The 26,007-nt window shown below is 69.3% G+C and carries 24 protein-coding genes and 2 tRNA genes; 12 read left to right on the forward strand and 14 right to left on the reverse strand.

Translation table 11 applies throughout. From position 1 onward, the window contains the following. The first annotated feature begins 74 nt into the window (after positions 1–74). A tRNA-Arg gene (locus IF11_RS0103675) sits at positions 75–147 on the forward strand. A gap of 243 nt (positions 148–390) precedes the next feature. On the opposite strand, the gene IF11_RS0103680 is transcribed toward IF11_RS0103675, so the two are convergent. The 3 genes from IF11_RS0103680 to IF11_RS38400 are packed head-to-tail and all read right to left on the reverse strand — an operon-like array spanning position 391 to position 2,423. Beyond that, complete coding sequence (locus IF11_RS0103680) at positions 391–1,542, reverse strand: HTTM domain-containing protein (RefSeq protein WP_106979097.1); 1,152 nt, start codon at positions 1,540–1,542, stop codon at positions 391–393. Continuing rightward, positions 1,532–1,978: a DUF5819 family protein gene (locus tag IF11_RS38395; RefSeq protein WP_420894552.1), complete on the reverse strand. Its 447-nt coding sequence runs from the start codon at positions 1,976–1,978 to the stop codon at positions 1,532–1,534. Before IF11_RS38395 ends, IF11_RS0103680 begins: the two co-directional genes overlap by 11 nt. Continuing rightward, entirely contained in the window at positions 1,866–2,423 is a 558-nt protein-coding gene (locus tag IF11_RS38400; protein WP_420894553.1) for an ice-binding family protein, read from the reverse strand. Before IF11_RS38400 ends, IF11_RS38395 begins: the two co-directional genes overlap by 113 nt. Before the next feature lie 580 nt (positions 2,424–3,003). Here IF11_RS38400 and IF11_RS0103690 point away from each other — a divergent pair. The 10 genes from IF11_RS0103690 (at position 3,004) to IF11_RS0103735 (ending at position 16,566) form a co-directional block, all read left to right on the forward strand. After that, positions 3,004–4,473, forward strand: a complete 1,470-nt coding sequence (locus IF11_RS0103690) for an FAD-binding oxidoreductase (RefSeq protein WP_240627509.1) — start codon at positions 3,004–3,006, stop codon at positions 4,471–4,473. Between the two features lie 111 nt (positions 4,474–4,584). Further along, positions 4,585–5,136, forward strand: a complete 552-nt coding sequence (locus tag IF11_RS0103695; RefSeq protein ID WP_030349939.1) for a hypothetical protein — start codon at positions 4,585–4,587, stop codon at positions 5,134–5,136. A 415-nt stretch (positions 5,137–5,551) separates the two neighbouring features. Beyond that, a complete protein-coding gene (locus IF11_RS0103700; RefSeq protein WP_030349940.1) occupies positions 5,552–6,439 on the forward strand; it encodes a DUF2797 domain-containing protein in 888 nt (295 codons plus the stop codon). A gap of 17 nt (positions 6,440–6,456) precedes the next feature. Beyond that, entirely contained in the window at positions 6,457–7,446 is a 990-nt protein-coding gene (locus IF11_RS0103705; RefSeq protein ID WP_037726962.1) for an amidohydrolase family protein, read from the forward strand. 90 nt (positions 7,447–7,536) lie between these two features. Continuing rightward, complete coding sequence (locus IF11_RS0103710; protein ID WP_030349942.1) at positions 7,537–8,292, forward strand: response regulator transcription factor; 756 nt, start codon at positions 7,537–7,539, stop codon at positions 8,290–8,292. After that, entirely contained in the window at positions 8,289–10,172 is a 1,884-nt protein-coding gene (locus IF11_RS38405) for a sensor histidine kinase (RefSeq protein WP_078490408.1), read from the forward strand. The genes IF11_RS0103710 and IF11_RS38405 overlap by 4 nt, the downstream gene beginning before the upstream one ends. Positions 10,173–10,197: 25 nt before the next feature. Beyond that, on the forward strand, positions 10,198–11,601 hold the full coding sequence (locus IF11_RS0103720) for a bifunctional glycosyltransferase family 2/GtrA family protein (RefSeq protein WP_078490409.1): 1,404 nt from the start codon (positions 10,198–10,200) through the stop codon (positions 11,599–11,601). Continuing rightward, the gene (locus IF11_RS0103725) at positions 11,598–13,814 is read left to right on the forward strand and encodes a glycosyltransferase family 39 protein (protein WP_030349945.1); all 2,217 of its coding nucleotides are present in this window, start codon (positions 11,598–11,600) and stop codon (positions 13,812–13,814) included. The genes IF11_RS0103720 and IF11_RS0103725 overlap by 4 nt, the downstream gene beginning before the upstream one ends. Before the next feature lie 163 nt (positions 13,815–13,977). Then, positions 13,978–15,519, forward strand: coding sequence for an MFS transporter (locus IF11_RS0103730; protein ID WP_030349946.1), 1,542 nt, complete (start codon positions 13,978–13,980; stop codon positions 15,517–15,519). A gap of 195 nt (positions 15,520–15,714) precedes the next feature. Further along, the gene (locus IF11_RS0103735; RefSeq protein ID WP_051745460.1) at positions 15,715–16,566 is read left to right on the forward strand and encodes a TetR/AcrR family transcriptional regulator; all 852 of its coding nucleotides are present in this window, start codon (positions 15,715–15,717) and stop codon (positions 16,564–16,566) included. Positions 16,567–16,603: 37 nt separating this feature from the next. Here IF11_RS0103735 and IF11_RS0103740 read toward each other — a convergent pair whose 3' ends face one another. The 4 genes from IF11_RS0103740 to IF11_RS0103755 form a co-directional block, all read right to left on the reverse strand. After that, positions 16,604–17,068 (reverse strand): PPOX class F420-dependent oxidoreductase, encoded by a 465-nt coding sequence (locus IF11_RS0103740; RefSeq protein ID WP_030349948.1) that lies wholly within the window; start codon positions 17,066–17,068, stop codon positions 16,604–16,606. A 189-nt stretch (positions 17,069–17,257) separates the two neighbouring features. Beyond that, on the reverse strand, positions 17,258–18,139 hold the full coding sequence (locus IF11_RS0103745; RefSeq protein WP_030349949.1) for a YceI family protein: 882 nt from the start codon (positions 18,137–18,139) through the stop codon (positions 17,258–17,260). A gap of 179 nt (positions 18,140–18,318) precedes the next feature. Next, complete coding sequence (locus tag IF11_RS0103750; RefSeq protein WP_478212515.1) at positions 18,319–20,775, reverse strand: MFS transporter; 2,457 nt, start codon at positions 20,773–20,775, stop codon at positions 18,319–18,321. Between the two features lie 97 nt (positions 20,776–20,872). Beyond that, positions 20,873–21,358: a MarR family winged helix-turn-helix transcriptional regulator gene (locus tag IF11_RS0103755; protein ID WP_106979099.1), complete on the reverse strand. Its 486-nt coding sequence runs from the start codon at positions 21,356–21,358 to the stop codon at positions 20,873–20,875. Positions 21,359–21,674: 316 nt separating this feature from the next. Here IF11_RS0103755 and IF11_RS0103760 point away from each other — a divergent pair, with 316 nt between their 5' ends. Beyond that, a complete protein-coding gene (locus IF11_RS0103760) occupies positions 21,675–21,884 on the forward strand; it encodes a hypothetical protein (protein WP_030349952.1) in 210 nt (69 codons plus the stop codon). A gap of 72 nt (positions 21,885–21,956) precedes the next feature. Here IF11_RS0103760 and IF11_RS0103765 read toward each other — a convergent pair whose 3' ends face one another. The 7 genes from IF11_RS0103765 to IF11_RS0103795 all read right to left on the reverse strand — a co-directional run bounded on the left by IF11_RS0103765 (position 21,957) and on the right by IF11_RS0103795 (position 25,964). Beyond that, complete coding sequence (locus tag IF11_RS0103765; RefSeq protein ID WP_030349953.1) at positions 21,957–22,823, reverse strand: RNA polymerase sigma factor SigF; 867 nt, start codon at positions 22,821–22,823, stop codon at positions 21,957–21,959. 234 nt (positions 22,824–23,057) lie between these two features. Next, positions 23,058–23,888, reverse strand: a complete 831-nt coding sequence (locus IF11_RS0103770; RefSeq protein WP_030349954.1) for an RNA polymerase sigma factor SigF — start codon at positions 23,886–23,888, stop codon at positions 23,058–23,060. Positions 23,889–24,064: 176 nt separating this feature from the next. After that, the gene (locus tag IF11_RS0103775; protein WP_030349955.1) at positions 24,065–24,358 is read right to left on the reverse strand and encodes a Dabb family protein; all 294 of its coding nucleotides are present in this window, start codon (positions 24,356–24,358) and stop codon (positions 24,065–24,067) included. Positions 24,359–24,425: 67 nt separating this feature from the next. After that, a complete protein-coding gene (locus IF11_RS41205) occupies positions 24,426–24,590 on the reverse strand; it encodes a hypothetical protein (RefSeq protein ID WP_165371796.1) in 165 nt (54 codons plus the stop codon). Positions 24,591–24,759: 169 nt separating this feature from the next. Continuing rightward, positions 24,760–24,844 (reverse strand) — tRNA-Ser (locus tag IF11_RS0103785). A gap of 101 nt (positions 24,845–24,945) precedes the next feature. After that, positions 24,946–25,374 carry a tRNA adenosine(34) deaminase TadA gene (gene tadA / locus IF11_RS0103790; RefSeq protein WP_078490448.1) on the reverse strand — a complete coding sequence of 143 codons (429 nt, stop codon included), beginning with the start codon at positions 25,372–25,374 and terminating at the stop codon, positions 24,946–24,948. A gap of 53 nt (positions 25,375–25,427) precedes the next feature. Next, a complete protein-coding gene (locus IF11_RS0103795; RefSeq protein ID WP_030349957.1) occupies positions 25,428–25,964 on the reverse strand; it encodes a tRNA adenosine deaminase-associated protein in 537 nt (178 codons plus the stop codon). Between the last annotated feature and the right edge of the window lie 43 nt (positions 25,965–26,007).

Genomic DNA, 26,007 nt, shown 5'->3' on the forward strand with positions numbered 1-26,007 from the left:
ATTTCACCTGGCGCCACAGGTCATGTAATGTTGTTCCCGCAACGCCGACCGGGAAGAAAAACCCGGAACGCCAAGCACTCGTAGCTTAACGGATAGAGCATCTGACTACGGATCAGAAGGTTGCAGGTTCGAATCCTGCCGAGTGCACAGCAGGCCGGAGGCCCATCGAGAGATCGATGGGCCTCCGGCGTTTGGCGTGCTCGCAGAGTTGGCCCGGTTACACCGCGGCCGTGCCGGCCCTCACCCAGGGCTCAGAGGCCGGGTTGGATTTCGACACGTCCTGATCAACGAGAGTGCGCGCGGCCGGTTTACTGCGAGGGGCCTGTGAAGCTCAGGGAGGACGCGGTCAGCGAGCGGGGCGGACGGACAGGCGCCAGTGATAGCCAACAATCAGCCTGTCCTCTGTACGACGGCAGGGCCGGGCTGCGGCGGGACGATCGCGGTGCCTTCACCTGATGAGCCCGGCTCGGTGGTCTCTGCCGGCCGAGGAGTGCGCCGCCACAGCTGCCCCAGGGACTGGTAGAAGCGGTCCGGGAGGAACGCGGCATCCGCGATGATCATCGCGCCGGAGAAGAGCGGTAGCCCCATGAGTACCGCGATGCCGATGTGCATGCCCAGCAGCATTGTCAGGACGGGGTACTTGAGCCGGCCGAACAGGACGAACGGGAAGGCGACCTGCAACAGAACGGTCAGGTAGCCGACGATGGCGATCAGCATCACGTGGCCGTCCGCCATGAGGGACAGCGCGGGCCAGGGCCGGAACAGATCGAGGTTCAGCACGTAGTGGAGAGCCGTGCCGTTGCCCCAGACGGCTCCCTGCACCTTGTACAGGCCGGCGGAGCCGTAGAGGATGCAGATCTGGGCGGCGATGACGAACATGCCGCAGTTGTGCAGGACAGTGACCAACGTCTTTCGCGCATTGCCGAGTTGACCCGTACGTCCGGTTCCGCGTGAGTCGGCCGGCCGCTTCGGCGCTCTGTCCCGGGAGGCTCGGAGCCGGGCCCTGCGGGCGTCGAGGGACCAGCGTCGGCCGCACGCGGTGAGGACGAGGTAGACGGTCATGAGGAGGATGAGGTTGTCTCCTCCGTCCGTCATGAAGATCGACCTGGCGTGGAACGAGGACACCACCACCGCGAACAGCACGGACACGGCTCTGGTCCGCCAGCCCAGCATGAAGAGTGCGGACGTCACGACGGCCAGCGCGTAGCAGACCTCGAAGTACGCCCTGCTGTCGGACAGTGTCAGGATGCTCGCCCATTCCGTCTGGTCGAGCAACTGCTTCGCCAGCGTGGGCGTCCACGCGGAACCCGGCCCCCAGATCTCGTCGCGGTGGGGGAACTCGCGCAGCAGGAAGACGAGGTAGAGCAGGCCGTACCCGATGCGCAGCACCGCCGCGGCGTACAGGGACACGGGCCGCTCGGTCAGTGTGGCCGAGAGAGCACCACCGGCCCGGTGGAGAAGCCGCGAGCCTTCCGTGCGCCCTCGTGGGCGGGAGCGGGGACGGGGTACGGATGCCGCGACCGGCTCCTGTTCAGTTCCCATCGGGGGTCACCTTCCACCAGGGGAGGACACGGATGTCGCTCGGCGCCGGTGCGGTCCTGGCCTCCGGGCGGCCGCCATTCGCTGTGGCGGGCGGGGCAATGGGCAGACTGGTGACGCGAAGTTGAATGGACTCGAAGGCACCACGGCGATGGGCGGCGACACGGTCCGCCGCGATATTGCGCAGATACTTCTGGATCATTACGGCGCGCTCCGAACGCGGCTCGTCATCGCTGCCGTGCAATTCGGTGTAAGAGGTCCAGGCCCGGCGCAGCATGTTCTGTGTCGTATGGCTTGGGAAAACGTTGTGCTCGACCGCTGAATCATCAACTGCGCTCAGATCGAACCATGTGCTCACCCGCACGGTGCCGTCCGCAGTGAGGTGCGCGGTTCTCGCCGAGATCTGCCGGTTGATTGACTCGGGTTCCGGTGCGAACAACCGCCAGTTCTGCTCGAACAACGGATAGACCCACGCGGTGACCTGCCGACTGCGGGCGGGTAATCCTGTTGGTGTCCAGCGACACCGAACCATTACGGGCCAGCGCCCGGCCGTCGATGCTCGCGTTCGTGGTCACCGTGATGGAGGTCAGGGCCATGATGGTGCCCACGAACGTGGTGCCGGTGCCCAGCGTGGCCGAGTTGCCGATCTGCCGGTACACATCGCACGGCGAAGCGCCGTTGATCAGGAGCACCCGGCTGGCGGACGCCGTGGTCAGACCCGAACCGACCTGGAACACCCGGACAGCGTTGGGGTCGCCCTGGGCGTCAAGGGTGAGGGTGCCGGTGAGCCCGAGCGTCGACGAGGCGGTGTAGACGCCCGGAACGAGGGTCAGACCACCAGCGTTTGCCGGAGGGAACCCGCTGATCGCCGTTCCCGGACTCACGCCGAGGTCTCCGGCCGAAAAAGTGCGCGACGATGCGGCGCATATGGTTGATCTATGTAAATTCACTATTCAGTCTCTATCCGAGGAAAGTGCCCTCGGGTGTGGCGTGAGCTGGATCGATCCATGGCTTGCGAGACTGGGTGATCGGGACTTCCTCGCCGCGTAAATTCGGAAGAAGCGTTACTTCTTCTGTGGATCGGGATCGGGAAGATCATCCCGCGATAACGTGGATCTTTTCGCAGTGGGTTCATTCGTCAGGGCGCGCGAGAATAAGTGTAATTTTCTTTTCGTCGTTCAGTTGGGTGAATTTTATTCGGAAACGCGACGGACGTCTCGTCGTCAGCTACGCCAGCGAGCATCGCTGGGGTCCTTCGCAAGGCGATGCCCGAGGCAAGTAGGCATTTTCCTCAATTGGCGTGTCGGGTGACACCATCACGATCTCTCTTGTTAATCTGCGGGCCCCAGAGATTGTCCACAAAGGATCGAACGCGCCAGCCGACGGAAGAGATGTGCCTCAGTCGAATGCTGGCGTATCCCGGTCGAGAGGATACGAAGCATGCAGGACTTTTCTCGTCGCGGAATGCTCAAGGCGACGGCAGCCGCCGGCGCTGGTGCGGTCGTTCTCCCGGGCATTGCGGCCGCAGAAGCCCCGGGCGCGAGCGCCGCGACCCGAGGGGCCGACGGTGCGACGTGCGAGCCGGCGCAACTCACCGGCCGCATCGTCCGTCCCAACGACCCCAACTACGCGAGTGCGAGCCTCGGCTGGGACGAGCTCTTCGTCCACTATCCGCTGGTCATCGTCTACGCACAGAACACCCAGGACGTGGTCAACGCCCTCACGTGGGCGCGGCAACACGACGTCGCGCTGCGGGTGCGGAGCGGCGGCCACAGCCTTGAGGGCTGGTCGAACGTGGACAACGGCATCGTGATCGACGTCAGCGAGCTGAAGTCGGCCCACATCGACACCGCCGCTCGCACCGCGACGGTCGGCGCCGGGCTCAACCAGTTGGAAGCGGTGACCACGCTCGCGAAGAAGAACTTCGCGGTGACGACCGGAACGGAGGGCAGCGTAGGCCTGGCCGGTGCGACGCTCGGCGGCGGTTTCGGCTTCCTCACCCGTTACCTCGGAATGGCCTGCGACAGCCTGATCGGCGCCGAGATCGTCGTTGCGGAAGGCGCCGACTGCGCCAAGGTCATCAGGGCGGATCTGAAGAACCATTCGGACCTGCTCTGGGCGCTCCGCGGGGCGGGCAACGGCAACTTCGGGATCGCCACGTCACTTACCTATAAAGTGGCTCCGCTGAAGAGCGTCACCTATGTGCAAGCGACGTGGGACGGCCTCGGGGACCTGCACGGGGTCTTCGATACGTGGCAGCGTACGGCGCCGGTCGCCGACGACCGCCTCGGCACCCAGCTCGAAGTTCACAGAAACCAGATCCTGCTTTTCGCGGTCCTCGCGGAAGGAACGCCTGCGGAGGCGAAGAAGCTGCTGGCCCCGATCCTGTCGGTCGGTCGTCCCAATGTCTCGGTGCAGGTCGGCAACTGGGGCGACGTATACGCGGGATTCCAGATTCCGACCGAGAACGAGCCCGCGAACTGGAAGTTCTTCTCGCAGTTCACCGACAAGCCGTTCCCGAGGAAGGCGATCAGCGTGATCGCCTCGTTCATGCGGGACGCGCCGACGGACGACACCAACTTCTTCACCCAGGCCTTCGGCGGAGCGGTCAGGAAGAGCCCCCGCGGTGGCACGGCGTTCCCTCATCGTGATGCGCTCTTCTACTCTGAGCCGGGTGTCGGCTGGGGGACCCGTGGAGAACCGGGCAGCGGCGACGAGCTGACCACGCAGGCCCAGACCTGGATCGCCGAGTTCAGCCAGGCACTGCGGCCCTACGTGAACGGCGCCTACGTCAACGTTCCGAACATCGGCATGCAGGACTGGGAAACCGCCTACTGGGAATCCAACTTCGACCGGCTGCGCAAGGTCAAGGCACAGTACGACCCCCGCAACGTCTTCCAGTACGAGCAGAGCATCCCGCCCGCGTCCTGCTGACCGACAGAGTCGCCCTTGGGCCCCGATGCCGGCCAGGGCACGGGGGTGTCCGGTGGATCTTGGCACGGCGGCCCTGATCTGCCTGACACTCCCTGGCTAGGATCCCCGCTCGTGGACACCAGGGGCGGGGATTCCTCACATCAGGACACGGACCGCGGTACGGCCGTGGAGTTCGTCTACCGGCCGACGGCCGCGGACTTCGAGGAAGCGCTCCGTGCGCGAGCCCGCCGGTCACCGGCGGGCCGGGCCCAGGCGCTCATGGCGCCGCTGATGGCGGCGATCGCCGTGTTCGTCTTCTCGGCCCTCCGCGATGCCACGCTGACCGTCTGGATCATCTCGCTGGTGCTCTCCGTGGCAATCGCGTCCTGGGGCACCGTACGAGGGCTGCGCGTCATGGCCCGCCGGATGTTCAGTGTCGTGGAGCCGTACGGGCAGTGCCACATGGCGGCCGACGAACGCGGTGCGGTCAGCACCGGCGAGCGGGTGTCCTTCACCATGGAATGGACGGTGTTCCGGGAGTATCTGGAGACGCCGGTGCTCTTCGTGCTGCTGGGCGGCGAACGCGCGGCCGGAGTCGGGGTACTGCCCAAGCGGGGCGCCCAGGACCCCGCGGACGTGGACCGGCTCCGGGTGATCCTGGACCGGAACCTGAAACGGCTTTAGACGGCTACGGGGACTCCTGCCGCACGGGCGGGGCGGCCTCGGATCGGGTACTCGTTCGTCAGCCCGCGGTCCTGTCCGGGGACTTGGCCGGGACACAGGCGAATCGGTCGGTGTCCACGGAGGATTCCTTCGTGGGACCGCAGAGTTCGAACGACCCGGTGCGTCGAGCCGATCACGTGGCATTCGACGCCGTGGGCCGCGAGGAGCTCCGGATAGCCGTCCACGCGCTTGATCAGTTCCGCGGCCGGGGCCGAGGTCTTGAACCAGGCGACCGCGTTCGGGTGCGGGTCGGGGTCGTAGACGTGCGGGTCGACGGTCCAGCCGACAGCTCCCCGCGCCTCGTCCCGACCATGTCGCCCGTGGCTGTCATCCTGCCAGTGGTGGCGGTGGCGTGGGTGATTCCTGAGGGAGCGGTATGGGGTGGACGTGCCGGGGGCTTCGCTGGAGCGAGGGGGCGCCCGTGCTCGGGTGGCGGCGGGACGCGGGCGGCGCGCGGCGGGAGAGCGTGCTGGAGTACGGGCGTGACCTGGGGTTTCGTGCCGTTGGGGCGCGGATGTGCGTCGGGGCGCGGGGGAATGGGTGTCCGCTCGGGGCGGTGATCGGCGGGCGCGGTACCGGTGGGCAGTGCGGCGAGTGCGCGCGGCTGGACCGGGCGCATTCCGTGGCCGCCGACACCATCGCCGATGATCCGCGGACGTACCGCGTCTATCTCGCCTGGTTCGGGCCCGGGATGGTGAAGGTCGGGATCACCGCCGAGGAGCGTGGGCCCGCGCGCCTTCTGGAGCAGGGGGCGGTCGCGTTCAGCTGGCTCGGGCGCGGGCCGCTGATGGCCGCGCGGCGGACCGAGGAGCTGCTGCGCAGGGCGCTGGGCGTGCCGGACCGTATCCCGTACGCGCGGAAGCGGGCCGTACGGGCCGCGCTGCCGGTGCCGGCGGAGCGGGTGGCCGAGATCGAGCGGCTGTACGTACGGGCGGTGGCGCTGGAAGGATGGCCGGGGTCGCTGGAGCGACTGGAGTTCGCGGCGGCCGACCATGCCGGGGCCTTCGGTCTGGACGGACTGGAGCCGGCCACCGGCGTGGTGGTGGAGCTGGTGGACGGCGGGTGCGTCGCGGGGCGGCTGGTGGCGGCCGCCGGGCCCGATCTCCATCTCGCCACCGCGGACGGCGGGATGCTGGTCCTGGACACCCGGCTGATGAGCGGGTGGGAGTTGACCGCGATGGCGGGCGGCGGCGGGGGTGAAGGCGCGGTCACCGTACCGGTCAGGGACGTGCACAGCGACGGGGTGCAGGACGGGCTCTTCTGAAGGGACGGTGGGCCGGTATGAGCGGTCACGCGGGTGAAGTAGAGGCCGTACGGCGGTTCCGGGAGCGGACAGGGCTCCCGGGCCTCATCGACGTACATACGCACTTCATGCCGGAGCGGGTCCTCAGGAAGGTCTGGGCGTACTTCGACGCCGCCGGGCCGCTCATAGGGCGGGAGTGGCCCATCTCCTACCGGCAGGAGGAGGACGAACGCGTCGCTCTGCTGCGCGCGTTCGGCGTGCGGGCGTACACCTCGATGCTCTACCCGCACAAGCCGGGGATGGCGCAGTGGCTGAACGGCTGGGCCGCCGGGTTCGCGGCGCGTACGCCGGACTGTCTGCGGACGGCCACGCTCTTCCCGGAGGACGGCGTCGAGGCGTACGTACGTGAGGCCGTCGAGGGCGGCGCGGGAGCCGGCGGCGCGGGAGAGGGCAGTGCTGGAGCCGACGGCGCGGGAGCCGGCGGCGCCCGGATCTTCAAGTCGCATCTCCAGGTGGGCGCGTACGACCCGAACGACGAGCGGCTCGACCGGGTCTGGGGGCTGCTCGCCGAGGCCGCCGTCCCGGTGGTGATGCACTGCGGCTCCGGCCCCGCGCCCGGCAAGTACACCGGGCCCGAGCCGGTGGGACGGCTGCTGGCGCGCCACCCCCGGCTGCGGCTGATCGTCGCGCACCTCGGGATGCCGGAGTACGTGGACTTCCTGGACCTCGCCGAGCGGTACGCGGAGGTCAGGCTCGACACGACCATGGCGTTCACGGACTTCAGCGAGAGCCTCGCGCCGTTCCCCGCGGAGGCGAGGGCGCGGCTGGCGGATCTGGGGGACCGCATCCTGCTGGGGACGGACTTCCCGAACATCCCCTATCCGTACGTCCATCAGCTGGAGGTCCTGGAGCGGCTGGGGCTGGGGGACGCGTGGCTGCGGGCGGTCTGTTACGAGAACGGGGCCCGGCTCTTCGGGATCGCCGACGCCCAGGGGGAAGGCCCGGGGGATCTGGACCGCGGCGTGTAGGCCCCGGGTGTATTGACCCGCAGCCGTTTCTCAGGGATTTCACAGGAAGCGAAAAGGTCAATCTCAGAGGCCGTCCCCAGGGTGAACAGCATGACCATCACCTCGCCCCGGGGGCGCACCGAAATGCTCAGGCCGGACGGGAGCCCCGTCCGCGTGCTTGTCGTCGACGACGAGACCTCGCTCACCGAGCTGCTGTCCATGGCCCTGCGGTACGAGGGCTGGGAGGTGCGCAGCGCCGGTGACGGCGCCGGCGCCATGCGGTCGGCGCGGGACTTCCGGCCCGACGCGGTCGTACTGGACGTGATGCTGCCCGACATGGACGGGCTGGCGGTCCTGGGCCGGCTGCGTCGCGAGCTGCCGCAGGTGCCCGTGCTGTTCCTCACCGCGAAGGACTCCGTGGAGGACCGGATCGCCGGGCTGACCGCGGGCGGCGACGACTATGTCACCAAGCCGTTCAGCCTGGAGGAGGTCGTGGCGCGGCTGCGTGGGCTGATCCGGCGGTCGGGCGCGGCGGCCGTGCGCAGTGAGTCGCTGCTCGTCGTCGGGGATCTGACGCTCGACGAGGACAGCCATGACGTCACCCGCGACGGGCAGTCCATCCATCTGACCGCGACCGAGTTCGAGCTGCTGCGCTATCTGATGCGTAATCCGCGCCGGGTGCTGAGCAAGGCGCAGATCCTGGACCGGGTGTGGTCGTACGACTTCGGCGGCCAGGCCAATGTCGTCGAGCTGTATATCTCCTATCTGCGGCGGAAGATCGACGCGGGGCGCCCGCCGATGATCCACACCCGGCGCGGGGCCGGCTATCTGATCAAGCCTGGTGAGCCGGGCGACGCCCCGCGATGAAAGGACGCAGGCGAGGGGTGACGAAGCGGCGCTGGTCCTTGCGGACCCGGCTCGTCGTGTCGGCCGTGACGCTGATCGCGATCGTCGGGACGGTGATCGGGGCGGTCACGACGATCGCGTACCGCTCGTATCTGTACGACCAGTTGGACACGCAGGTGCAGGCCATCGCCAAGCGGGCCGCGGGACCGCCGCCGGGAAAGGCGGTCGACAACGGCGAGAACGGCGTGGGGGACGGGTCGGGAAGCGGCGCGGGAAGCGGCGCGGGAAGCGGCGCGGGAAGCGGTACGGGGAAAGGTACGGGCGACGGCGACCGGCCGCCCGGCAACCTCCCCGAGGTCAAGGACCCACTGAAGATCGTCACGGGCGGCGGCGCGCCTGTGGGTACGGTCGGTGTCGAGCTGACGGCCGGCGGCTCGGTCGGCCGGGGGCTGATGAGCTCCCTGCAGAAGAACGAGAACACCTGGCCGCCGATCGCGGAAACGCCGCTCAGCGAAGCGCAGAAGGCGGCCATAGCGGCCGTCCCGCGGGACAGCGCGGCACACACCGTCACGCTGCCCGAGGGCGTCGACTACCGGGTCCAGTACGTCGTCGGCGTCAACGGCGCCTATCTCGTGGGGATACCGGCCGCTCAAGTGCAGGAGAGTCTCAACACCCTTGTGCTCGTGGAGGTCTGTGTCACCGTCGCCGGGCTGATCGCCGCCGGTATCGCGGGCAGTGCGCTCGTCGGCGTCGCGCTGCGACCTCTCAGGCGCGTGGCCACCACCGCCACCCGGGTCTCCGAACTGCCGCTGCACAGCGGTGAGGTGGCCCCGCTCGTACGGGTCCCCGCCGCCGAGGCCGATCCACGCACCGAGGTCGGACAGGTCGGTGCGGCGCTCAACCGGATGCTGGGGCATGTCGGGTCCGCGCTCGCGGCCCGGCAGGAGAGCGAGACGCGGGTACGGCAGTTCGTCGCCGACGCCGGCCATGAGCTCCGTACGCCGCTCGCCTCGATCCGGGGATACGCCGAACTGACCCGGCGCGGGCGCGAGGAGACCGGCCCCGACACCCGGCGCGCGCTCGGACGTATCGAGGCCGAGGCGGAACGGATGACCGGCCTGGTCGAGGATCTGCTGCTGCTGGCGCGGCTCGACGCCGGACGCCCGCTCTCGTACGAGAGCACTGATCTCTCTCCTCTGGTCGTGGATGCGGTGAGCGATGCCCATGCCGCCGGACAGGACCACCACTGGCGCCTTGAACTGCCCGAGCCGGACGAGCCCTCCGCCACGGTGTACGGCGACGCCTCCCGCCTCCATCAAGTGCTCGTCAACCTCCTCGCCAACGCCCGTACGCACACCCCGCCCGGCACCACCGTCACCGCACGCGTCCGCAGAAGCGATGGCGGGTACTGGGGCGGTGGACCGTGGGATGTGTGGTCGTCGGGCGTCTGGTCCTCGGTCGAGGGAGTCCCGGTCGAGGGAGTCCCGGTCGAGGGAGTCCCGGTCGAGGGATTCCCGGACGGTGGTGGATTGTCGGACGGTGGTGCGTTCTCGGGCGGCGGATCCTCCGTCGTCCTCGAAGTGCAGGACGACGGCCCCGGCATCCCGCCCGAGCTGCTGCCGCATGTCTTCGAACGCTTCGCACGCGGTGACGCGTCACGCTCCCGCGCGGCCGGCTCCACCGGCCTCGGCCTGGCGATCGTCCAAGCGGTCGTCACCGCGCACGGCGGGACCGTCACCGTCCAGAGCGTTCCCGGCCGGACCGTGTTCTCCGTACGTCTCCCCGGCCCGCCCGCCCAGGGGCAGACTCACCGCTCACACGGGCAACATCAGCCCCAGCCGCGCCCGTGGGGACCCGGCCGTGACTCACAGACAGGGCACAGCCTCACCACACTGCCGTGACAGCGCGCCTCGCGAATGTCGACCCATGCGAACCGACACTTCATGGGGCACACTCCCGGCCCGGGAGCATCTCCCGGTCGAGGTGACCGATGCCCCCGTACTTGACGTGACGATCCCCGTCTACAACGAGGAGCAGGACCTCGAACCATGTGTGCGGCGCCTGCACGAACACCTCGCCCGCACCTTCCCGTACAGCTTTCGCATCACCATCGCCGACAACGCCAGCACCGACCGGACCCCGCAGGTCGCGGCCCGGCTCGACACGGAGATCCCGGAGGTACGCGCGTACCGCCTGGAGCAGAAGGGCCGCGGCAGGGCGCTCCGTACCGTGTGGTCGCACTCCGACGCACCCGTCCTCGCCTATATGGACGTGGACCTGTCCACGGATCTCAACGCTCTCCTCCCGCTCGTGGCGCCGCTGATCTCGGGCCACTCGGATCTGGCGATCGGGTCACGGCTGTCCCGTTCGTCACGGGTCGTACGCGGCCCCAAGCGCGAGTTCATCTCGCGCGCCTACAACCTCATCCTCAAGTCCTCTCTCTCCGCGCGCTTCAGCGACGCGCAGTGTGGGTTCAAGGCCATACGGCGTGACGTCGCCCAGCGGCTGCTGCCGATGGTCGAGGACACTGGGTGGTTCTTCGACACGGAGATGCTCGTGCTCGCCGAACGCGCCGGACTGCGGATCCATGAAGTCCCGGTGGACTGGATCGACGACCCCGACAGCACGGTCCATATCGTCAAGACCGCGACCGAGGATCTCAAGGGCGTCTGGCGGGTGGGGCGGGCACTTGCGGTGGGCGCGCTGCCTCTGGACCGGCTGGCCAGGCCATTCGGGGATGACCCGAGAGACCGCCGGATCGGTGGGGTGCCCGGCGGACTCGCCCGGCAACTGGTCGGCTTCTGCGTCGTGGGCGCCCTGTCCACGCTCTTCTATCTTCTGCTCTACTCCGTCTTCCGTGCAATGGCGGGTCCACAACTCGCCAACGCGGCCGCCCTGCTGGTCTCCGCGGTCGCCAACACCGCCGCCAACCGGAGGCTCACCTTCGGGGTACGGGGCCGGGAACGCGCCGTACGTCACCAGGCCCAGGGCCTGGTCGTCTTCGCCATCGGACTGGCCCTGACCAGCGGTTCACTGGCGGCCTTGGACGCGGCCACGGGCACCCCCTCCCACTCCACGGAGCTGGCCGTGCTGATCGCCGCCAACCTCGCCGCGACGGTGCTGCGCTTCCTGCTCCTGCGCGCCTGGGTCTTCCCCGAGCGCCGTACGGACGACCTCCCGGCCCGCGACATCGCTCCGGCCTCGGCTACGGCCTCGGCTACGGCCTCCACTCCGGTCTCCACTCCCGTCTCCTCCGCCACAGCCACCGTTCCCGTTCCCGCCTCCGCTTCTTCCGACACCGCCGACCTCGACTCAAGGACCGCACGATGACCATGACCCTTCAGCCCGACGGGCCTCCGGCGACGGCGCACCATCAAGGCCATCGCGCCGCAGGCCGCGCCGTCCGCTTCTGGCGGGGCAGGGCCGAAGACGCCAGTTGGGTACGCCCGGCCCTGCTCGCCATCCTGCTGGTCGCCGGAGTGCTCCAGTTGTGGAATCTGAGCGATTCCGGTTACGCCAACTCCTTCTACTCCGCGGCCGTCCAGGCGGGCAGCGAGAGCTGGAAGGCGTTCTTCTTCGGCTCCTCCGACGCGGGCAACTCCATCACCGTCGACAAGCCCCCGGCCGCGCTCTGGCCGATGGCCCTGTCCGTACGGCTCTTCGGGCTCGGCTCGTGGCAGATCCTGGTGCCCGAGGTGCTGATGGGGCTCGGCACGGTAGCGGTGCTGTACGCCGCCGTACGCCGCCGCTTCAGCGCCGTCGCCGGACTGACCGCGGCCGTGGTGCTGGCGCTCACGCCCGTCGCCGTGATGATGTTCCGCTTCAACAACCCGGACGCGCTGCTCGCGCTGCTCATGACCACGGCCGTCTACTGCGTACTGCGCGCGCTGGAGGCCGGACGGACCAAGTGGCTGGTGTGGGCGGGGATCGCGATCGGTTTCGCCTTCCTGACCAAGACGCTCCAGGGGTTTCTGATCCTGCCGGCGCTGGCGCTGGTGTACGCGGTGTGCGCGCCCACGTCCGTACGGCGCCGGCTCGGCCAGCTCGCGCTCGCCGGTCTCGCGATCGTGGTCTCCGGCGGCTGGTGGGTCGCGATCGTGGAGCTGTGGCCCGCGTCCTCACGTCCGTACGTCGGCGGCTCCCAGACCAACTCCTTCCTTGAACTGACCTTCGGCTACAACGGCCTCGGCCGGATCAACGGCGAGGAGACCGGCAGCGTCGGCGGAGGTGGCGGCGGGGGCGGTCGCGGCGGCGCGACCGGAATCGGCCGGATGTTCAGCGAGTCCATCGGCGGCCAGATCTCCTGGCTGCTCCCGGCCGCTCTGCTGCTGCTCGTCGTCGGACTCGTGGTGACCCGGCGTAGCGCGCGTACGGACACGGCCCGCGCGGCGTTCCTGGTGTGGGGCGGCTCGCTGCTGGTGACCCTCGCGGTCTTCAGCTTCATGGCCGGCATCTTCCACGAGTACTACACCGTGGCACTGGCGCCGTACATCGCGGCCGTCATCGGCATGGGCGTCGCCGTGCTCTGGGAGGAGCGCGCCGGGATCCTGGCGTCGGTGGCGCTGGCGATCACCGCGGCGGGGACGGCGGTGTGGGCGTATGTCCTGCTCGGCCGGACCCCGGACTATGTGCCGTGGCTGCGCTGGGCGGTGCTGATCGGCGGTCTGCTGGCCGCGGTCGGGCTGCTCGCCGTGAGCAGGCTCGGCCGGCCGCTCGCGCTCGCGGCGGCGGGTCTCGCGGTCGCGGCCTCGCTCGCCGGGCCGCTCGCGTACACGCTGACCACGGTCAACACCGCGTACCGGGGCTCGATCATCACGGCGGGACCGGCCGTCGCCCGGGGTGGCGGTGGATTCGGCGGCGGCGGTGGGCCCCGCGGCGCCGGTGGCGCAGCTGAGGCAGGGATGATGCCTCCCGGTCAGCAGGCAGCGGGCCAGGCTCAGGGACAAGGCCAGGCTCAGGGACAAGGCCAGGCTCAGGGACAAGGCCAGGGCCAGGGCCAGGGCCAGAGGCAGGGCCAGGGCCAGGCGCAGGGGCAGGGACAGACCCCGGCCGCCGGCGGTCGGCGCCAGCTGCCGCCGAACGGCGCGCTGCCCCAGGGCGGCCAGGCCGGCAGGGGCGGTATGGGCGGCGGAGGCGCCATGGGCGGCCTCCTCAACGGCCAGACCGTCAGCTCCGAGGCCGAGGCCGCGCTCAAGAAGGACGCCTCCGACTACACCTGGGTCGCCGCGACCATCGGCTCCCAGAACGCGGCCAGCTATCAACTCGCCACCGAGAAGCCCGTCATGGCGATCGGCGGTTTCAACGGCAGCGACCCGTCCCCGACCCTCGACCAGTTCAAGCAGTACGTCGCGGACGGGAAGATCCACTACTTCCTGTCGAGCGGCGAGGGCAGCGACGGCGGGGGCGGCGAGGGTGGCGGTGGCGGCCGGGGAGGTGGCGGCTTCGGCGGTTCCAACTCCGGGATCTCCACATGGGTGGAGTCCACCTTCAAGAAGGTCACCGTCGACGGCGCGACCCTCTACGACCTGACCCAGGAGGCCTGACCCAGGAGGCCTGACGCAGAAAGTCTGACCCAGAAGGTCTGACCCGACAGGGGCCCGGCCGACGGGAGGGCCCGGCTGGCGGGGAAAAAACGCTATACGGCGTAAGGGAGACTCTTGTACGGTGTACGGCGACGGTTCCCGTACACCGTACAAGGAGTTCTCCATGACGGCGACAGCCGCCGAGCACCACACCGCCCCCGCACGTCACCCGCAGCGCTGGCTGATCCTCGGTGTCATCTGTCTCGCCCAGCTCACCGTGCTGCTCGACAACACCGTCCTCAGCGTCGCGATCCCGTCCCTCACCCGCGAACTGCACGCCTCCACCGCCGACATCCAGTGGATGATCAACGCCTACTCCCTCGTCCAGTCGGGCCTGCTGCTCACCGCGGGCAACGCCGCCGACCGGTACGGCCGCAAGAAGCTGCTGATCGTGGGCCTCGTACTGTTCGGGATCGGTTCACTGGCCGCCGGACTCGCCCAGTCCAGCACCCAGTTGATCGCCGCCCGCGCCGGAATGGGCGTCGGGGGCGCGCTGCTGATCACCACGACCCTCGCCGTCGTAGTCCAACTGTTCGACAACACCGAGCGCGTCAAGGCGATCGGCATCTGGTCGACCGTCAACTCCCTCGGCTTCGCCGCCGGTCCGCTGATCGGCGGAGCCATGCTCGACCACTTCTGGTGGGGCGCGATCTTCCTGATCAACATCCCCGTCGCGGTGCTCGGAGTGATCGCGGTCACCGCGCTCGTACCGGAGTCGAAGAGCAAGGAGGGCGACCGCCCCGATCTGCTCGGCGCGCTGCTCTCCACCATCGGCATGACCGCCGTCGTGTACGCGATCATCTCCGGGCCCGACCACGGCTGGCTCTCCGGTCAGGTGCTGCTCTCGGCCTCCGTCGGCCTGGTCGTTCTCGGCCTGTTCGTGTTCTGGGAGCTGCGCGTCCCGTATCCGATGCTGGACATGCACTTCTTCCGCGACCAGCGCTTCGTCGGGGCGGTGGCGGGGGCTGTGCTGGTCGCCTTCGGGATGACCGGCTCGCTCTTCCTGCTGACCCAGCATCTCCAGTTCGTTCTGGGCTACGGGCCGTTGGACGCCGGTCTGCGTACGGCTCCGCTCGCGGTCAGCGTCATCGTCCTGAACCTCGCGGGCGTCGGCGCGCTGGCCGTACGGAAGCTCGGCACGCCGGGCACCATCGCGCTCGGCATGGTCCTGGTGTCCGCCGGGCTCGCCGCGATCGCGGTGCTCGGAGCCCATGGTTACGGCGGGATGCTGCTCGGCCTGATCGTGATGGGCGCGGGTGTCGCCTTCTCCATGCCGGCCATGGCGAACGCCATCATGAGCGCGATCCCGCCGGAGAAGGCCGGGGTCGGCGCGGGCATCAACGGCACGCTGGCCGAGTTCGGCAACGGTCTCGGCGTCGCCGTCCTGGGAGCCGTGCTCAACTCCCGTTTCGCCGCGCTCGTCCCGGCGGCGGTGGGGGCCGCCTCGCTGCCCGCCGCACTCGCGGCGGCGGACGGGGAGGCGGAGCGGCTGAGCATCTCCGACGCGTTCGCGTCGAGCCTGGAGACGAGCCAGCTGGTCGGGGCCGTGGCCGTGCTGGCGGGCGGTCTGCTGGCCGCGCTGCTGCTGCGCAGGGCCGAGCGCGCGAACCCCACGCCGGCCTCGTCGTCGGGCTCCCCGTCCGACTCTGTGTCAGGGGCGGCATAGCATCGGAAGAGCGGCAGGCGTCCGGGCTCCGGCTCATCGGATGCTCCGGCTCATCGGATCACCTGGTCGTCGCCCCGGTCGTCGCCCCGGTCCCGGAGACGGACGGCCGGGGGCCTGAGCCGGCCGGGGGCCTGAGCCGGGCAGGGAAGTGGAGTCCGGCCGAAGCCCGGCCGGCGGGAACGAGGAGGCTCACCCATGGTGCCGGAAGCCGATCGCGCCAAGCGGCCGACCCGTACCAGCGTTTGGCTGGAGGGAAAGCCCGCGGGCCGCGGCCGCAGAAGCGAGAACTCGGACCATCCCGCCGGCCTGGACCGCGACCGCATCACGGCGGTCTCGGTACGGCTGCTCGACACGGAGGGCCCGGCGAAGTTCTCCATGCGGCGGCTGGCCGCGGAGCTCGGGGTGACCGCCATGTCCCTCTACTGGTACGTCGACACCAAGGACGACCTCCTGGAACTCGCCCTGGACTCCGTCTTCGGCGAGGTCCGGGTCCCCGATATGACGGACGAGGACGCCGACTGGCGCGACCAGTTGCGCGAACTGACCACCAGCTACCGGGAGGTGCTGGTCAGGCACCACTGGGTCTCGCCGCTCATCGGCAGATATCTGAACATCGGCCCGCACTCGATGGTCTTCTCGGCGGCTGTGCAGGCCGTCATGGCCCGGACGGGCCTGGCGCCGCACAGCCGGATGGGCGGGCTGGCGGCGGTCTTCCAGTTCGTGTACGGATTCGGCACGATCGAGGGCCACTTCGTCCAGCGCTGTGCCGACGCCGGGCTGACCCAGGACGAGTACTTCCGGCAGGCGATGGGCGCCATCAGTGAACAGCCGCGGTTCCAGGAGTCGTTCGGGGACGCGGACGAACTGATGGAGGCGCGTGGCGGCGATACGGTGGCGGAGATGCGCCAACGCGACTTCACGGTCGCGATCGAGCTCCTCATCGCGGGCATCGAGACGATGCGGGAGCGCGACCGGGCCTCCGCCGGGCCCCGCGCCGGGGCGGAGGACGGGCCCCGCGACCCGAGCGGGGACGGGGCCCAGGACTGAATCCGGGGACGGGGCCTACGTGACGGCCGGCCCTCTCCTACGAGACGAGACGGGCCGGGAAGCCGCCGGTGGCCAGCGGACTCCAGCGCTCCGGGGTGATCCGGATGATGGACTTCCCCTGCTTCACCATCGCCTCCCGGTACTCGTCCCAGTCAGGATGCTCGCCCGCGATGTTCCGGTAGTACTCGACCAGCGGCTCCACCGACTCCGGCGAGTCGATCACCTCGGCCGTACCGTCGACCTGGACCCACGGACCGTTCCAGTCGTCCGACAGGACGATCACGCTCACCCGCTCGTCCCGCTTGGCGTTCCGCGTCTTGGCGCGCTCCGGGTACGTGGAGACGACGATCCGGCCCGAGTCGTCGACGCCGCAGGAGAGCGGGGAGCCCTGCGGCCGGCCGTCGGAACGGGTGGTCAGCAGGATCGCGCGGTGCCTGGGGCGTACGAACTCCAGCAGCCCGGCGAGGTCAACGGCCGTATTCGTTGCGATATTCGGTGCCATGCCGCGCAGCCTACGACCTCGGAGCCCGCCCGCCGGGAACCACACCCCTCGCCTCAGGTACACCCTGCCCCAGCGATCACATCCCGCCCCGAGATCACACCCCGCCCCCGCAACCACACTCTGCCCCTGCAAGCACACTCTGCCCCTGCAAGCACACTCTGCCCCCGCAACCACACTCTGCCCGTGCGATCACACGCCCGGCAGGGACTCGCCCTGCACCGCCTGGATGTCCAGCTCCACCCGCAGCGTCGTCCCGATCGCCGAGATCCCCGCCTGCACCACCTGGTTGTAGTTCATGGCGAAGTCCTCCCGGCGCAGCTCCGTGGTCGCGCGGAAGGCCGCCCGTACCCCGCCCCACGGGTCGGGTCCGGTGCCCAGATAGCTCAGGTCCAGGTCCACTTCGCGTACGACGCCGTGCAGCGACAGCACTCCGTGCACCGTCCAGCGGTCCGGGCCCGCCGGGGTCAGCCCCGTACTGCTGTACGTGATCTCCGGGAAGCGCTCCACGTCCAGGAAGTCGGGCGACTTGAGGTGCTTGTCCCGCAGCGCGTTGCCGGTGTCGATGCTCGCCGCGCTGATCACCGCGTCGACGCGCGACGCCTCAACTCCGTACGCCCCTCCCGCGCTTCCCGAGCCCCCTGCGCTCCCCGCGCCACCCGGGGCTCCTGCGCCCTCCGAGATCTCGATCCGTCCCCCGAACTCCGTGAACCGCCCGCGCACGCTGGAGATCCCCAGATGCTGGGCCACCGCGCTCACCGCCGAGTGCGCCGGATCCAGGCTCCAGGCGCCCGGCGGCGGCAGTTCGACCCCGCCCTGCCTGGCCAGGACCACCGTGCCGACCTCGGCGCGCCCGCTCGCCGTGACCAGCGCTGTGGAGGCGACGGGCGCGTAACCGACGGCCGTCACGACCACGGTGTACGGGCCCGGCGCCAGCGCCGCGTCGGTCCGTACCGCGCCGTTCTCGTCGGCCCCCTCCCGCAGCACCTGCGTACCGCTCATATCGGTCATGGTCACGACCGCGTGCTGCACGGCCCAGCCGTCCCGCGTCCGTACCTGTCCGCGAAGTCCCATCCCGTTTCTCTCTCCCTCGGTCCCTCGGTCTCACAAGGAGCCGGGCCCCGGCCGGGGGCGGCAGGCCGTCCCCTGCCTGCCGCCCCCCGCCACCGGAGCCCGTTTCCGCACCGGACCGACGCGGCGCCCGCTACAAGCGCCACGCGGTCCGGGGGTTTCGACTAGGCCCTGTCCGGGACCTACTCGCCGGGGTGGGCGAGTTCGATGTCGTGGCCGTCGACCCCGCGGCCGGTGACCGTCAGCGAGCCCGCCACCGGCGGGTAGCCGGTCGCGATGACCGTGTACTCACCCGAGTCCAGGTCGGCGAAGGCGTACGCCCCGTCCTCCCCGGTCGTCGCCGTCGCGACCACGTTCCCGGCCGCGTCGACCAGCGTCACCCGGGCGTCGTGCGCCGGGCGGCGGGCCGCGCCGGCCCTGACCGTGCCCTGGACCAGGGCGCCGGAGAGGAGGACCGCCTCGACACGGGTGACGCCCTGGCCGCCTATCTCCACCGGCAGGGCCAGCGGACGGTAGCCGGCGGCGTTCACCGCGACGGTCACATAACCGGGGACCAGCTCACTGAAGCCGAACTCGCCCTGCTCGGACGACTTCCCGGTGGCCAGCACATCGCCGCGCACATCGGTCACGATCACCATCGCGCCCTCGATCGGGTACCCGCCGTCCGCGGCGCGCACGGCCCCGGTGAGGCCGCTCGTACCGGAGAGCAGGATGTCGTACGAGAGCGGTCCGTCCCCGACGACCACCGTGGACGCCTGCGGCTGGAAGCCGTCGGCGGAGGCGATCAGTACGTACGAGCCGGCGCCCGGCGCGTCCAGGACATAGCCGCCGTCGGACTGGGCGACCGAGCGGGCCAGCTGCCGTCCGGCCAGGGAGATCAGGGTGATGGCGGCGCGGGGCACCGGCGTGCCCTCGGAACCGAGCACCACACCCTGTACGGCGGTGCCCGGCGCGGGTGCCGCGAACGACGTTTCAGCCGAGCCGGCTGTCATGGTCCCTCCAGAAGCCGCTGCCGTTCCGGACACCGCCGCCACGGGCGCCGCCGCCAGGGACGGCGTCGTTTCGGACAGCGCGGGTATCGCGGCGGTCGTCGCGATCGGCGCGGCGGGGGCCGCGACCTCCGCCGTCTCACCGCCGGCCCGCGACTTCAGCGCGACCTCCTTGATGAACAGCGTCAGCAGCAGCGCGACCAGCGCGGCCGGTGCCGAGTAGAGGAAGACATCGCCGACGCCATGGCCGTACGCCACCTCCATGACCTGCCGCATCGGGGCGGGCAGCGTGTCCAGGTTCGGGATGCCGCCGCCACCGGTGCCGCCGTGGCCGAGGGCCGCGCCCTGCGGGCCCAGGTCGGCCAGACCCTCCTTGACGTAGTGCGTGACCCGGTTGCCGAGCACCGCGCCCAGCGCCGAGACACCGACCGCACCGCCCAGCGAGCGGAAGAAGGTGACGGTGGAACTGGCGGCGCCGAGGTCCTCCGGGGAGACCTGGTTCTGTGTGCACAGGACCAGGTTCTGCATCATCATGCCGACGCCGAGACCCATCAGGGCCATATAGATCGCCATGTGCCAGTACGGGGTGTCGTACCGCAGGGTGCCCAGCAGCCCGAGCCCTGCCGTCACCAGCACACCACCGCTGACCAGCCAGATCTTCCAGCGTCCCGTCTTGGTGATGATCATGCCCGAGACGGTGGAGGAGACGAACAGGCCACCGATCATCGGGATCGTCATGACACCGGACATCGTCGGCGACTTGTCGCGGGCCAGCTGGAAGTACTGGCTGAAGAACACCGTGCCGGCGAACATCGCGATACCGACGAAGAGCGAGGCCAGCGAGGCCAGCGTGATCGTGCGGTTACGGAAGAGCCGCAGTGGGATGATCGGCTCGCGCGCCTTCGACTCGACGAGGATGAACGCGGCGCCGAGCAGCACCGATCCGCCGACCATCGCGTACGACTGCCACGAGATCCAGTCGTACTTGTTGCCCGCGAAGGTGACCCAGACCAGCAGCAGCGAGACGGCCGCGCTGATGAAGAAGGCTCCGAACCAGTCGACCTTGACCCCTTCGCGCTTGACGACCGGGAGCTTCAGGGTCTTCTGGAGCACGACCAGCGCGATGAAGGCGAACGGGACGCCCACGTAGAAGCACCAGCGCCAGCCCAGCCACGAGGTGTCGGTGATGACACCGCCGAGCAGCGGGCCGCCGACGGTGGCGACGGCGAAGGTCGCGCCGAGGTAGCCGCTGTACCGGCCCCGCTCGCGCGGCGCGATCATCGCGGCCATCACGATCTGGGCGAGGGCGGAGAGACCGCCGACGCCGATGCCCTGGACCACCCGGCAGGCGATCAGCATCCCGGCGCTCTGCGAGAGGCCGGCCACGATCGAGCCCGAGACATAGATGACCAGGGATATCTGAACCAGGAGCTTCTTGCTGAAGAGGTCGGAGAGCTTGCCCCACAGCGGGGTGGTCGCCGTCATCGCCAGCAGCGACGCGGTCACCACCCAGGTGTAGGCGCTCTGTCCGCCGCCGAGGTCGGAGATGATCTCCGGCAGGGCGTTCGAGACGATCGTCGACGACAGGATCGCGACGAACATGCCCAGAAGCAGCCCGGAGAGCGCCTCCATGATCTGACGGTGTGTCATCGGCGCACCGCTCGCGGAGGCGGGGGCGCCGCCTCCGCGCTTGGCGTGGCCGCCCCGCACACCCGCTGGTGTGGTCGTAGCCATTGAATTCCTTGTCTTACGTTTCTTGCCGCATGGGTGTACGGGTGTACGAATCGTGGTAACGCCAGTCCCGGCAGTCGCCGAAGCTGCTGCGCAGCCGCTCCAGCATCGTCACCAGCTGCCCGACCTCGTCGTCGGTCCAGTCGTCGAGCGTGCGCGCGAACATCTCGGTCGTCCGCCGGGCGAGCTCGTCGATCAGCTCCGCGCCCGCCGGCGTGAGCCGCAGGATGCGTGAGCGCTTGTCCGCGGGGTCCGGGGACCGCTCGATCCAGCCGCGCTCGGCGGCATGGGCGACATGTCTGCTGGTCACCGACATGTCGACGGCGAGCAGCTCGGCGAGGCGGCTCATCCGCATCTCGCCGTGGCGGTCGAGCAGGGTCAGTACGGCGGCCGTGCCGGCCGGGCACTCGGCGGGCAGGATGCGCGCCAGCCCTCGTTTGACGGCGCCGATGGCACTGAGCTGTCGGGCCAGTTCCGCGTACTGACTCTGTGCTGCGGCCATGGGCCCTCCCGACATCTTGTTGCTTAGAGCAACCATAGAACCATAGAAGCCGTTGGTTGCTGCAGGCAAACGAAAACGGGCTGAGTGGAGTAAAGGAACCCAAAAGGCTTCGCATGGCCGAGGTCAATGCCCGGCGCGGGGGCTGTCCGTCCTGGCAAAGGGAGCACCGGTCGGCCCGGCAAGGGGAGCGATCGGCCCGGCAAGGGGAGCGGTCGACCTGGCAAAGGGGGGCGTATCAGTCGGCGGGCAGCGCCATATCAGTCAGCGTCGGGCCCGGCGTTGGACGGGGTCCGCGCGTTCGCTAGGGTCCTGGCGTATGGCACACAATCCCCATGCCCCGCAGGGCCCCGAGGGCAATCCCGACCCCGCGGGCAGCACCCAGATGTTCCGTGCGTTCGTCGACGACGGCGAGCCGCAGCGCCGGCAGGCGCCGCCTCAGCAGAGCGGGCCGAAGGCCGGAGTGATCGTCGGCGTTGTCGCGGCCGTCGTGGTCCTGGCCGTGGTGGCCTGGCTGGCCTTCGCCTGACCCGGTCCGGTCGTTTCCGAACCCCGCCCGCGACATCGCCCGAGAACGGGCGAGGGGCGGGGTCCGCGGGCCTCAGTCCGAGATCAGCCCTTCCCGCAGCTGCGCGAGCGTACGGGTCAGCAGCCGCGAGACATGCATCTGGGAGATGCCCACCTCTTCGCCGATCTGCGACTGGGTCATGTTCGCGAAGAACCGGAGCATGATGATCTGCCGCTCGCGGGGCGGCAGTTTGGCCAGGAGCGGCTTGAGCGACTCGCGGTACTCGACGCCCTCCAGCGCCATGTCCTCGTAGCCGAGCCGGTCCGCGAGCGAGCCCTCCCCGCCGTCGTCCTCCGGAGAGGGCGAGTCCAGCGAGGACGCGGTGTACGCGTTGCCGACCGCGAGGCCGTCGACCACGTCCTCCTCCGACACGCCCAGTACGGCGGCGAGTTCGGGGACGGTCGGCGAGCGGTCCAGCTTCTGCGCCAGCTCGTCGCTGGCCTTCGTCAGCGCGAGACGCAGCTCCTGGAGCCGGCGCGGCACCCGCACCGACCAGGAAGTGTCCCGGAAGAACCGTTTGATCTCGCCGACGACGGTCGGCATCGCGAACGTCGGGAATTCCACGCCGCGTTCGCAGTCGAACCGGTCGATCGCCTTGATCAGGCCGATCGTGCCGACCTGGACGATGTCCTCCATCGGCTCGTTACGGCTGCGGAACCGGGCCGCCGCGTACCGCACCAGCGGCAGATTCAGCTCGATGAGGGTGTCACGTACGTAGGTGCGCTCCGGGCTGTCCTGATCCAGCACGGCGAGCCGCAGGAACAGGGAGCGGGACAGAGTGCGGGTGTCGATGGCTTCCGGCTGGGACACACGCGGCTGGACCACGTGGTCGAGAGCATCGGGCGCGGGAGCGCTCTTTGTGAGCGTGAGCACCTTCGAGCTGCCCTGTTCTACGGACATGCCACCCCCTTGAGGTCGCGGACGGTCGCGTCGGCCGCTCCCGTCGGTGGAACGCAGCCTCCACCTGAATACCGGCGCCGGGACTGCGGCAAACGCGGTTCCAGCAGAATGTCACATGTCGGCAACACGCTGTAGTGACATGTCGACAAGTAAGCGCTGAATCCGCCCTGGAAAGAGGGGGTGTGGGGCTTTTCGGACCGCGAAGAGGAGTCGAAGCGGGTCTACCCCTGAGAGTTACGACTCGATCCGATTTGCGGATCGCAGCCGGGCAAAACTTCTGGCCAGAAGCCTTGACACATGCATCTGGGAAACCCCCAATTCCTGACTGATCTGTGACTGCGTCAGGTTGTTGTAATAGCGCAGCATCAGGATCCGCTGCTCCCTCTCGGGCAGTTGTACGAGCAGATGCCGCACCAGATCGCGGTGCTCGACCCCGGCCAGCGCCGGGTCCTCGTAACCGAGCCTGTCCAGCAGGCCCGGCAGCCCGTCGCCCTCCTGGGCGGCCTCCAGTGAGGTCGCGTGGTACGAGCGCCCCGCCTCGATACAGGCCAGTACCTCGTCCTCGGAGATCTTCAGCCGCTCGGCGATCTCGGCGGTCGTGGGGGAACGGCCGTGCGCCGTCGTCAGGTCCTCGGTCGCGCCGGTGACCTGTACCCACAGCTCGTGCAGCCGACGCGGGACATGGACCGTCCGCACATTGTCCCGAAAGTAGCGTTTGATCTCGCCGACGACGGTCGGCATCGCGAACGTGGGGAACTGCACCCCGCGGTCCGGGTCGAACCTGTCGATGGCGTTGATCAGACCGATCGTGCCGACCTGGACGACATCCTCCATGGGCTCGTTGCGGCTGCGGAACCGGGCCGCCGCGTACCGCACCAGCGGCAGATTCGCCTCGATGAGCGCTCCGCGTACGCGGGTGTGTTCCTCGCTGCCCGGCTCAAGCTCCTTCAGTTCGGCGAAGAGGACCTGGGTCAGTGCCCTGGTGTCCGCGCCCCGGCTCTGCGACGTGGGGCGGGGCTCGGTCTCGATCTGGGGCAGCAGTTGAGGCGTAGTACTGGCCGGCACGGTGACGCCACCCCTTTGCGGTCGACTACGTCAACTCATCCGTCAAAAGCGGTCATAGCATCACAAGACATGTCCACTGTGTGCAAGCACCTGAAAAAACCGTGTTGACGGCAAAATGGAGCAATAAACCTCAAAAGCCCCACACCGAATGGGTGCGGGGCGAGGAGGCGGACGGCTCAGAACTCGTAGTCGGCGATCACCCGGGTGGCGAATTCACGCCACTGCGCGACGCCCGCCTGGTGCGCCGGATGGTCCAGATAGCGCTGGAGCGCATCGCGGTCGGAGACGGCCGAGTTGATGGCGAAGTCATAGGCGATCGGGCGGTCGGTGATGTTCCAGGCGCACTCCCAGAACTCCACCTCGGGCACCTGCCCGCCGAGCTCCTTGAAGGCCTCCGCCCCCGCGACGACGCGCGGCTCGTCGCGCGAGACACCCTCATTGAGCTTGAAGAGGACCAGGTGGCGGATCACGGGCACTCCTTGGAGGACGCGGAGGAGAGAGGGAGGGAGCGCGGACCGGTCCGTGGCTGAATGTCGGTCAGTTGATGAGCTCGGACATGAACTCGCCGACACCTTGGGCGGCGCTCGAAATGCCCTCGAACCCTACCTGGACAAGATCGGCGGCCCGGGCAGGCGACGTGATGATCGTGTACAGCACGAAAACGGCGACCGCGTACAGCACGATCTTTCTCGCTTGCCCCATCCGCCGCTTCCTCCCCTGTCTCCCCAGTGCGGTCGCGCGTGAGTCTAACCGTATGAACGCCTGTGCCCAGCGGTCGTTCTCCCGCACCGCTCCGGTCCCGGACGCCGGACTTCCTGGCCCATACATGCCGGAAGGGCCCCGGCGCACTGCGCCGGGGCCCTTCCAAGAGCGGTAGCGGAGGGATTTGAACCCTCGGTGAGTTTCCCCACACTCGCTTTCGAGGCGAGCTCCTTCGGCCGCTCGGACACGCTACCGAGAGAGAGCTTAGCCCAAGGTGTGCCGTGCTCCGAAATCGATATCCCGAGAGCGGCCCGAAAGCCGCCGGATGGCTGGTCAGCGGCTGCCGGACGACCGGTCAGCGATCCCGGAAGAACGACGTCAGCAGCTCGGAGCACTCCTCCGCGAGCACCCCGTGGATTACCTCGGGCCGGTGGTTGAGCCGCCGGTCCCGTACGACATCCCAGAGCGAGCCGGCCGCCCCCGCCTTCTCGTCGAGCGCGCCGAACACCACGCGGTCCAGCCGGGACTGGACGATCGCGCCCGCGCACATCGTGCACGGCTCCAGGGTCACGACCAGCGTGCACTCCGTGAGCCGCCAGGCTCCGAGCTTCCCGGCGGCCCTGCGGATCGCCAGGATCTCCGCATGTGCCGTCGGGTCGCCCGTGGCCTCGCGTTCGTTGTGGCCCGTGGCGAGCACCGTGCCGTCCGGGGACAGCACGACGGCGCCGACCGGTACATCACCGGACAGGGCAGCCCGTGCCGCCTCCTCCAGGGCAAGGCGCATGGCCGCCCGCCACGGTGCGCGTACCGGATCGGGCGCGGGGTCGTGCCGGATCACTATCGGACGGTCTCCAGCACCTCGGCGGCTCCCAGAGCCTCCGCGATCTCGGCCATCGCGTCGGAATCCAGCGCCAGCAGATCGGCCTCGGACAGGCCGAGGTCGGTGAGAATCTCGCGGTCGCCGACGGCTCCCGCGGGCACGGTCTCCCCGTTCTTCACGGGAATGTCCTCTTCCTCCTCGTCGTTCTCGTCCGGTTCGCCGTCCTCCGTACCGTCGAGGTCCAGCGTGTCCAAGTCGTCGGCCGGGTCGTCGTCGTCCCTGCCGAGCAGTTCATCAATGAGGATCTCCCCGTACGAGGAGCGTGCGGCCGCGGCCGCGTCGGAGACGTAGATGCGAGGGTCTTCCTCGCCCTCCACGCGGAGGATGCCGAACCAGGCATCCTCCTGCTCGATAAACACGAGCACCGTGTCCTCGTCCACCGAGGCTTCGCGGGCCAAGTCGGTCAGGTCCGACAAGGTCTCCACATCGTCGAGCTCTGTGTCGCTCGCTTCCCACCCGTCTTCGGTGCGCGCGAGCAGTGCGGCGAAGTACACCGTGACTCTCCCACTGGTCAGAGGTGTGACGATCCGGCGGTGC

Source organism: Streptomyces scopuliridis RB72, assembly GCF_000718095.1.
GTDB classification, from domain to species: Bacteria; Actinomycetota; Actinomycetes; order Streptomycetales; family Streptomycetaceae; genus Streptomyces; species Streptomyces scopuliridis.

Bases quoted from the DNA above. Each gene is read 5' to 3' on its own strand.
- IF11_RS0103745 (WP_030349949.1), bottom strand. From the start codon at position 18,139: ATGGGACTTCGCGGACAGGTACGGACGCGGGACGGCTGGGCCGTGCAG.
- IF11_RS0103700 (WP_030349940.1), top strand. From the start codon at position 5,552: ATGGGGTGGACGTGCCGGGGGCTTCGCTGGAGCGAGGGGGCGCCCGTG.
- IF11_RS0103750 (WP_478212515.1), bottom strand. From the start codon at position 20,775: ATGACACACCGTCAGATCATGGAGGCGCTCTCCGGGCTGCTTCTGGGC.
- IF11_RS0103705 (WP_037726962.1), top strand. From the start codon at position 6,457: ATGAGCGGTCACGCGGGTGAAGTAGAGGCCGTACGGCGGTTCCGGGAG.
- tadA (WP_078490448.1), bottom strand. From the start codon at position 25,374: ATGCGCCTTGCCCTGGAGGAGGCGGCACGGGCTGCCCTGTCCGGTGAT.
- IF11_RS0103730 (WP_030349946.1), top strand. From the start codon at position 13,978: ATGACGGCGACAGCCGCCGAGCACCACACCGCCCCCGCACGTCACCCG.
- IF11_RS0103725 (WP_030349945.1), top strand. From the start codon at position 11,598: ATGACCATGACCCTTCAGCCCGACGGGCCTCCGGCGACGGCGCACCAT.
- IF11_RS0103680 (WP_106979097.1), bottom strand. From the start codon at position 1,542: ATGGGAACTGAACAGGAGCCGGTCGCGGCATCCGTACCCCGTCCCCGC.
- IF11_RS0103690 (WP_240627509.1), top strand. From the start codon at position 3,004: ATGCTCAAGGCGACGGCAGCCGCCGGCGCTGGTGCGGTCGTTCTCCCG.
- IF11_RS0103760 (WP_030349952.1), top strand. From the start codon at position 21,675: ATGGCACACAATCCCCATGCCCCGCAGGGCCCCGAGGGCAATCCCGAC.
- IF11_RS0103740 (WP_030349948.1), bottom strand. From the start codon at position 17,068: ATGGCACCGAATATCGCAACGAATACGGCCGTTGACCTCGCCGGGCTG.
- IF11_RS0103710 (WP_030349942.1), top strand. From the start codon at position 7,537: ATGACCATCACCTCGCCCCGGGGGCGCACCGAAATGCTCAGGCCGGAC.
- IF11_RS41205 (WP_165371796.1), bottom strand. From the start codon at position 24,590: ATGGGGCAAGCGAGAAAGATCGTGCTGTACGCGGTCGCCGTTTTCGTG.
- IF11_RS0103765 (WP_030349953.1), bottom strand. From the start codon at position 22,823: ATGTCCGTAGAACAGGGCAGCTCGAAGGTGCTCACGCTCACAAAGAGC.
- IF11_RS0103720 (WP_078490409.1), top strand. From the start codon at position 10,198: ATGCGAACCGACACTTCATGGGGCACACTCCCGGCCCGGGAGCATCTC.
- IF11_RS0103735 (WP_051745460.1), top strand. From the start codon at position 15,715: ATGGTGCCGGAAGCCGATCGCGCCAAGCGGCCGACCCGTACCAGCGTT.
- IF11_RS0103755 (WP_106979099.1), bottom strand. From the start codon at position 21,358: ATGGCCGCAGCACAGAGTCAGTACGCGGAACTGGCCCGACAGCTCAGT.
- IF11_RS38405 (WP_078490408.1), top strand. From the start codon at position 8,289: ATGAAAGGACGCAGGCGAGGGGTGACGAAGCGGCGCTGGTCCTTGCGG.